General features: G+C 59.4%; 5 protein-coding genes. 4 read left to right on the top strand and 1 reads right to left on the bottom strand.

All coding sequences use genetic code 11. The features are described from left to right. Positions 1–610: prepilin peptidase (locus tag Mhypo_RS17130; RefSeq protein WP_240637346.1), on the bottom strand; the 610-nt coding region annotated here is incomplete at its 3' end. A 434-nt stretch (positions 611–1,044) separates the two neighbouring features. On the opposite strand from Mhypo_RS17130, the gene Mhypo_RS17125 reads away from it, so the two are divergent. The 4 genes from Mhypo_RS17125 (at position 1,045) to Mhypo_RS17110 (ending at position 5,485) form a co-directional block, all read left to right on the top strand. Further along, on the top strand, positions 1,045–1,509 hold the full coding sequence (locus Mhypo_RS17125) for a hypothetical protein (RefSeq protein ID WP_119342450.1): 465 nt from the start codon (positions 1,045–1,047) through the stop codon (positions 1,507–1,509). A gap of 21 nt (positions 1,510–1,530) precedes the next feature. After that, positions 1,531–2,265, top strand: coding sequence for a peptidoglycan editing factor PgeF (pgeF, locus tag Mhypo_RS17120; protein WP_119342449.1), 735 nt, complete (start codon positions 1,531–1,533; stop codon positions 2,263–2,265). Between the two features lie 109 nt (positions 2,266–2,374). Beyond that, a complete protein-coding gene (locus Mhypo_RS17115; protein ID WP_119342448.1) occupies positions 2,375–2,929 on the top strand; it encodes a YqeG family HAD IIIA-type phosphatase in 555 nt (184 codons plus the stop codon). 120 nt (positions 2,930–3,049) lie between these two features. Next, the gene (locus Mhypo_RS17110) at positions 3,050–5,485 is read left to right on the top strand and encodes an ATPase, T2SS/T4P/T4SS family (RefSeq protein ID WP_276309765.1); all 2,436 of its coding nucleotides are present in this window, start codon (positions 3,050–3,052) and stop codon (positions 5,483–5,485) included. Positions 5,486–5,584 lie beyond the last annotated feature (99 nt).

The following is a 5,584-nucleotide window of genomic DNA, read 5'->3' as shown; positions in this document are numbered from 1 at the left end:
CCACCGTACCCAGCATTCCCCCCCAGGCCCCAACCATGGCAGCCAGGTGTACCAGGTGTAAACCAAAGGGGCCTTCGCGGGGGCCATCCTTTAGGCGGTTGTAAAGCAGGCCCCCAAAGCCTGCAAACAAGGCCACCAGTCCAGCCCCCATCAGACCGCTGTCTACGGCTTGTGGAAAATCCTGTGGATAACCCACCAGCCCGGCTCCCAACAAGCCCAGCAAGATACCAGCGAAGTTAAGGGAGTTGGGTAAGGTTTTGGTATCAATATCAATAAAAGAAAGCGCTATCAGCAAAGCGATAAAAGCCCAGATGAAGAGTAAGTCGGGGAAAACCGGGCGCAGGAGGGCCGCCGCAGCGAAAAGAAGCGCCGTGAGGGCTTCCACTGCCGGATAGCGCGCCGAGATGGGGGCCTGGCAGCTTTTGCACTTTCCTCCTTGTAAAACCCAAGAGAGGATAGGCACCAGTTCGCTGGGGGAGAGGATATGCCCACAGTGGGGGCAACGCGAGCGGGGCCACACCACCGAGATACCGGCTGGAAGGCGATAAATCACCACATTCAGAAACGAGCCGATCAGGCTACCCAGCACAAACGCGAACACAGCCAACACGGGCAAAGGGAAAAAATCCACTCCGTTATTGTAGGGGCTGGGTCTTGTCTGGCTTGTGATGTATAGGGAGTCCGGGTCTACTGGGAACCCAAGCCCCCTTGCAGCTAGGGCTGGTCGGATGTCATACCGGATTCAAAAAGACAGCTTACAAAACCAAAAAACCCATTAAGTTTTCTTTTTTTTATCCTGGAGCACACCCCTGTGGGTTGGCGAAAAAAGCGTCTCCCTTTCCAAGTGGCGGTATCGCCCTCCGCTACGCGGATAACTTCCAAGGGGCGGTATCGCCCTCCGCTACGCGGATAACTTCGGCCGGGTTGATTCGTTACCGTTCGGTAACGAATCAACCAAATCTGGTATCAGTCTTTGCAAACCATGCATAGCGCTATTAATCTGATTCGGATTTGGGTGCACACTAACCCGGGTCTGGAGGAAGCATGAAAAAACTGCTTATTCTGATGGTGCTGGTGTTTGGGATTTCGCTGGGTCTGGCCCAGGGCAATCGCAGTGCCTTCGGCCTTTATGTGCTGGGAGCACAGTATACCCTGGACACGGGTGCAGTAGACTTGCGTCTGGGAGCGGGCTTGCCCTTGTTATTCTTTGGCTCAGGGGGTGGCACCCTGCTTTCTGGTTCCCTGGATCTGTTGTTCCCCATGGGCCTGGTGGGCTCGAGTGCGCGGTGGTATTTGGGGGCGGGTAGCGAAGTCTATCTGGTCCTGGGTGGCGGCGGGGGCGGAGCCGTCTTTACCCCTCGAGGGTTTGCCAACTTCGAGTTCGGCGGGGATGGGGTGAGCTTCTTCATTGAAGGGGGTTTGCAGGGCGTGGTTGCCGTGGGGGGCGGCAGTGTGTTTGGCGCCAGTGTCCTGATTCCCCATGTGCGCTTGGGAGTTAACTTCCGTTAGGGGTTGTTCGCAGCAAGCGCTATGGTCATGCTACAAAGCCCGCTGCTGGAAGTGCCGCATGGCTTTACGACCCGTGCGGGTGGGGTTTCCCCTGCCCCCTTCGATAGCCTCAACCTGGGGTTGTCTACTTCAGACGACCCGGCGCATGTGCAGGAGAATCGCCGGCGGGTTCTGGCCTCTTTTGGCAACCCGCCCCTGGCTGGGTTAAGTCAAGTTCACGGCAACCTTGTACATTTGGTCGAGACAGCGGGTGAGTGGGAGGGCGATGGTTTGCTCACCTCCACCCCTGGACTGCTGCTGCGGGTGAGTGTGGCCGACTGCTACCCCATCCTGCTGCACGACCCCCAAAAAGGGGTGGCAGGCGCCCTGCATGCGGGCTGGCGTGGCGTGGTTTCGGGCATCCTGTCCCGGGCCATCGAATTAATGAAATCTCACTGGGGTAGCCGCCCTGAGGATATACGAGTTGCGGTGGGCCCTGGTATCAGCGGCCCCCATTTTCAGGTGGGGCCCGAAGTGCTGGCGCAGTTCGAGCGAGCGGAACTGGCTTTTGCTGCGCCAGACCCCCGGTATCCGGGCAAGTACTTGCTCGACCTGGAGCGGGCCATACGAACCCAGGCCCAGCGAGAGGGCATTCGCCTCGAGCACTACTGGGCCCTGGGGCGCTGTACCTATGCCGACCCGGCATTTTTTTCTCATCGGCGCGATAAGGGACAGACCGGGCGCATGTGGGCCTTGATTATGCTGCCAAAGCCATAAAATTGAAGACCAAAACAAACCCATTTGCAATATTGGAGTATCCGGCAAGATTTCCGATCCGCTCCCGGATGACCTATAGTCTTTCACAAGTTTTCGTTACACTATTGGGGTGCTCAGGCCCAGGGCCCGCCTCAAATCGGTCATGGACATCACCCCCGCGTGGCTTCGGGAGCGGGGGTTGAGGGCGGTTTTGTTTGACCTGGATAACACCCTGGTACCCTACAAAACCTATGGCGAGGCCCCCCAGGGTCTACTGGAATGGCTCGAGGCCCTCAAAGAGGCTGGTATTCAGGTCATGCTGGTTTCCAACGGTAGCCGCCGCAGGGTGCGCTACTGGTGTGAGAAGCTGGGGGTACCGGGTTTCGGTCCGGCGGGCAAGCCCTGGTTTGGCTTTCGTAAAGCCCTGCGGCGGTTGGCTCTTGCCCCCCGTGAGGTGGCCGTGGTGGGAGATCAGCTTTTTACCGATGTGCTGGGGGGGAACCTGATTGGCGCCTATACTGTACTGGTTCCTCCTCTTTCTAAGAGGGAAATGGGATATACCCGGTTGGTGCGAAAACTCGAGCGCTGGGTGTTGCAAAACCCCAGCTTGGGGCTGGCGGCTTGGGGAAATGAGGAATTTGACCCAAAAGAACCCCGCCAAGAGCCCACAATAAGCAAAGAATAGAAGGAGACGAAGCGATGGCTTGTATCACCCGCTACCGCAAAGAAAGAACCGGCGCCCTGCCCTTTATTTGCAACCACATCACGCCGGGCAGCATCTGCTTCGCATAGGAGGACGGGTCGAATGGCGAATGTCTTGACCATTGGAGACAAACGATTGGGTGCCGCCCTGCTGGACATGGGGCTGCTGGGGGATGAAGAACTCCAACGGGCCCTCGAGCAACACCGCGAAGTGGGGGGCAATCTCTCGGACATCATTGTCGAACTGGGGCTGCTTTCCGAACGACGAATTGCCCAGGCCATCGAAGAGACCTTCGGCGTTCCGATGGTGGAGCTGGTGGGCCTGGAGATTGCCCCCGAGGCCAAATCCCTGATTCCCGCCGAGCGGGCCCGCGACCTGGGGGCCATTCCCTTCAGCGTGGAGGGCGGTACCCTGCGGGTGGCCCTGCTCAACCCGCTGGATAACCTGGTTCTGGAGGAGCTGGAAGACCTCACCAACCAGATCATTGAACCCTACCAGACCACCCCTTCCTCCTTCCGCTACGCCCTGGCTTTGCACTACCCCGAGCTAGGCTTGCCGGTGCCCCCGCCGCCCTCGGCTGTCTCGCCGGGCGAGATGCAACTGGGCGAGATCCTGGTGAGCAAGGGGTGGTTGAGCCGCGACGACCTCGAGGCCGCCCTGGTCGAGCAGGAAAAAACCGGCGAACTGCTGGGCCGCCTGCTAATTGGCAAGTTTGGACTGGAAGAAGAAAAACTCTACCAGGTGCTGGCCGAGCAGGCTGGGCTGGAGTTCAAGACGGATTTGGGCAACCTCGAGCTGCAAAACGAATTGACGGCCCTCCTGCTGCGTCCCGATGCCCTGCGCTATCAGGCGGTGCCCATCCGCCAGGACGGCCAGCAGGTACTGATTGTCCTGGCCGACCCCCGCCACCGCCACGCGGTGGCCCAGCTGGTCGAGCGCCCGACCAGGTTCGTCCTGACCCTGCCCAAAGTCTGGGAAACCTTGTTTAGCAAGGCTTATCCCGAAAAGAGCCGGCTGGGCGAGGCCCTGGTTCAGGAAGGCAAGCTGGGCCGTGCGGCCCTCCAGGATGCCCTTTCGGTGCAGCGCCGTATGGGCAAGACTCGGCCCTTGGGCGAGGTGCTGGTGGAGCTGGGGTACGTCACCTCCCAGGACGTAGAAGAGGCCCTCTCCAAGCAGCGGCAGGGCGGCGGTCGCCTGGAAGACACCCTGGTGCAGTCGGGCAAGATCAAGCCCGAGATGCTGGCCAAGAGCCTGGCTACCCAACTGGGCTACCCCTACATTGACCCCACCGACTCCCCCCCGGACCCCTCGGTGCTCACCATGGTGCCCGAATCCACCGTGCGGCGTTACACCATCTTCCCGCACCACCTGGAAGGCAACACCCTGGTGGTCTTGATGAAAGACCCCCGCAACATCCTGGCCATTGACGACCTGCGCATGATCACCAAGCGCGACGTGATGCCGGCGGTCTCGGCGGAGGCCTCCATCACCAAGTTGATCGAGCGCTTCTACGGCGGCTCAACAGGGGTCGAGGAACTGGCCCGCGAGTTCGAGGGCAAGAAAAAGGATGAAGAAGCTGCCGACACCAGCGGCCTGGACGACAACGCGGTGGTCAAGCTGGTCAACAGCATCATCCGCGAGGCTTTTTTGCAGGAAGCCTCGGACATCCACATCGAGCCGCGCCAGTCAGACATTCTGGTGCGTATCCGGGTGGACGGCAGCCTGCGCGAGTATATGCGTCTGCCTAAGGGGGCAGGCCCGGCCATTGCCTCGCGGGTCAAGATCATGTCCAACCTCGACATCGCCGAGCGGAGGCTGCCCCAGGATGGTCGGGTGCGCTACCGCGACCGTTCCATAGACCTGGACTTGCGTCTTTCTACCCTGCCCACCGTCTACGGCGAGAAGATCGTGATGCGCCTCTTGCGCAAAGCCGCCGACATCCCCGAGATCGAGCAGCTCGGTTTTGCACAGGATGTATTTCAGCGCTTCGAGGATGTGATTTCCAAACCCTATGGCATCTTTCTGATTACCGGCCCCACCGGCTCGGGTAAGTCGTTTACCACCTTCAGTATCCTTAAGCGCATTGCCACCCCCGATAAAAACACCACCACCATTGAAGACCCTGTAGAGTACGAGATTCCCGGCATCAACCAGACCCAGGTGAACCCGGTAGCCGGTCTGACCTTTGCAAAAGCGTTGCGAAGCTTCTTGCGCCAGGACCCGGACATCATCATGGTGGGTGAGATTCGCGACTCCGAAACGGCCAAGATTGCCACCGAAGCCGCCCTCACTGGCCACCTGGTCATCGCCACGCTGCACACCAACGATGCGGCGGGCGCGGTTACCCGCCTGGACGAGATGGGGGTGGAGCTTTTCAACATTTCTGCTGCCCTGGTGGGGGTGCTGGCCCAGCGCCTGGTGCGCAAGATTTGTGAGCACTGCAAGATTCAGGTGGAACCTGACCCCAATGTATTGCGCCGACTGGATCTGAGCAAGGAAGATGTGCGCGGGACTCATCTAAAGAATTCGGTTGAGTAACGAAGTGGTGTGATGATGGGTAAAAACCAACATTTTGGAGAGGATTGGTTTGAAAGCCGTTGCCAAGCAGAGAGGGAATGTTGTATTGGACGGTGACGA

The sequence above is a fragment of the Meiothermus hypogaeus genome, assembly GCF_003574035.1.
GTDB classification, from domain to species: domain Bacteria; phylum Deinococcota; class Deinococci; order Deinococcales; family Thermaceae; genus Meiothermus; species Meiothermus hypogaeus.
This window is presented reverse-complemented; position numbering and strand designations above follow the sequence as displayed.

Bases quoted from the DNA above. Each gene is read 5' to 3' on its own strand.
- Mhypo_RS17125 (WP_119342450.1), top strand. From the start codon at position 1,045: ATGAAAAAACTGCTTATTCTGATGGTGCTGGTGTTTGGGATTTCGCTG.
- pgeF (WP_119342449.1), top strand. From the start codon at position 1,531: ATGGTCATGCTACAAAGCCCGCTGCTGGAAGTGCCGCATGGCTTTACG.
- Mhypo_RS17110 (WP_276309765.1), top strand. From the start codon at position 3,050: ATGGCGAATGTCTTGACCATTGGAGACAAACGATTGGGTGCCGCCCTG.